Genomic DNA, 1,585 nt, shown 5'->3' with positions numbered 1-1,585 from the left:
CCGAGGTCCATGGTGATGAGAGGATCGGCCCCTGTGCCGTAGGCGCGGGATCATTTGTCTGTTCGTCAGATTTGGCAAAGAGGCCGAATTTAATTAGAAAAATAATTAGATATTAGTTGACAAGATTAGATATAAATCTTATTATCTAATCATCCCAAGCGGATATGCTCTTTAAAAAACGAGGAAACATGGTAAAGGTCCGATGGTCCAGGAAAGCGTTAAAACAGCTGCTTTCGATTGATACCAGGTACCGGAAAACCATTGAAGAAAAGGCAAATAGCCTCACCGCATTCCCCCAAGTTCAGCTTGATATCAAAAAGCTCAAGGCGACAGATAACCAGTATCGAATGAGGGTTGGCGATTACAGAGTTATTTTCCAGATTGACGATGGTGAGCCGGTAATCTGCACTATTCAGACAGTGAAGCGTAGAACCTCAACAACCTACTAGGCGGGGAAACCCGCCAGTTTCCTCATAAACGACATAACGCGAAAACAGAGAAACCCTAATATGTCTAAAATCCAATACATCACTGATAGCGCCGGCAAACCTCAGTTTGTCGTGCTGCCCATCGCCGACTATGAAAATCTGGTCAATGATGGTTGGGAGGATGTTCCATATCAAGCCGATGAGCACGACGACGAAACAGTACCCGGTGAAGTTGTGTCCATCATGATCAAACAGAACGTCAGCCTTTTGGCTGCCTGGCGTATTCACTCTGGGCTGTCACAGTATGCTGTGGCCGAGAAACTCGAAACCACACAATCCGCTGTTTCACAGTGGGAATCTGTGGACTCAAAACCCCAGAAAAAAACACGCGAAAAGCTGGCGACGCTGTACGGATGCCGTCCAGAACAGTTGACGCTCTAAGATACAGCCCCGCCAGGGGCTAGTTTTTCCAGTTCCTGCTGAGTTTGCAGGAATCGTTCTTCTTCCAGTTCAATGCCTATGGCGTTTCGCCCTAGTTCCAGCGCAGCTTTTATCGTACTGCCGGACCCCATAAAGAAATCGGCCACTGTGTCGCCGGGCCGGCTGCTGGTCTGGATGATATGGCGCATCATATCGGCTGGTTTTTCACACGGATGTTTGCCCGGGTAATGCTGGACCGGCGGGAATGTCCATACATCGGTATACGGAACCTCGGCATTAACAGCGAACGGCCGGCGCAACTGCTGGTACTGCTGGCGCAATTCGTCATACTTCGCCACCAGCCCAATATAAGTTTGGCTCAGTACAGCGTAATGCTCGATTAAATCAGAGTGCTGATCCATCAGCGGATTGTCACGGCCAATCGATCGGGATTTTTCAGCAAACAGGTTTTGTAATGCGGCGTATTGCTCCGGGCCGGGCAATTGCCATTGGCTCTCTGAAAACCAGTGCGAGCACATCTGCGTGCCAGTGGCGGCATTGATTTCAGCCGCCGACACGCCTAGCAGCGCACGCGCGTCGCGAAAATAGTCAATTAGAGGTTTGAATACCTGCGCTTTCAATTCTCGGCATTGGGTTGCATAGCCAATCGCGCCCTTGGCGACCCCCTCAGAGCCATAATGACCCGCGAAAATGACCCGCTCAGTGGCTGGAAAGTA

The 1,585-nt window shown here is 50.0% G+C and carries 3 protein-coding genes; 2 read left to right on the top strand and 1 reads right to left on the bottom strand.

Annotated elements, in window-relative coordinates:
- Positions 1–164: 164 nt before the first annotated feature.
- Both FCN80_RS27590 and FCN80_RS25870 read left to right on the top strand, forming a co-directional pair.
- Positions 165–449: a type II toxin-antitoxin system RelE family toxin gene (locus tag FCN80_RS27590; protein ID WP_373880371.1), complete on the top strand. Its 285-nt coding sequence runs from the start codon at positions 165–167 to the stop codon at positions 447–449.
- A 60-nt stretch (positions 450–509) separates the two neighbouring features.
- Positions 510–869, top strand: coding sequence for a helix-turn-helix domain-containing protein (locus FCN80_RS25870; RefSeq protein ID WP_136993229.1), 360 nt, complete (start codon positions 510–512; stop codon positions 867–869).
- Here the strand turns inward: FCN80_RS25870 and FCN80_RS25865 are convergent.
- A partial coding sequence (locus FCN80_RS25865; RefSeq protein ID WP_136993228.1) for a DNA methyltransferase occupies positions 866–1,585 on the bottom strand: 720 nt, incomplete at its 5' end. The two genes, FCN80_RS25870 and FCN80_RS25865, sit on opposite strands and share 4 nt — an antisense overlap.

Source organism: Martelella alba (assembly GCF_005217455.1).
GTDB lineage: Bacteria > Pseudomonadota > Gammaproteobacteria > Enterobacterales > Enterobacteriaceae > Acerihabitans.
The sequence above is the reverse complement of the archived record's forward strand: the minus strand, read 5'-3'. Positions and strand labels throughout refer to the sequence as shown.

What these genes read in the sequence shown, in the direction of transcription:
- FCN80_RS27590 (WP_373880371.1), top strand. Translation starts at nt 165, where the DNA reads ATGCTCTTTAAAAAACGAGGAAACATGGTAAAGGTCCGATGGTCCAGG.
- FCN80_RS25870 (WP_136993229.1), top strand. Translation starts at nt 510, where the DNA reads ATGTCTAAAATCCAATACATCACTGATAGCGCCGGCAAACCTCAGTTT.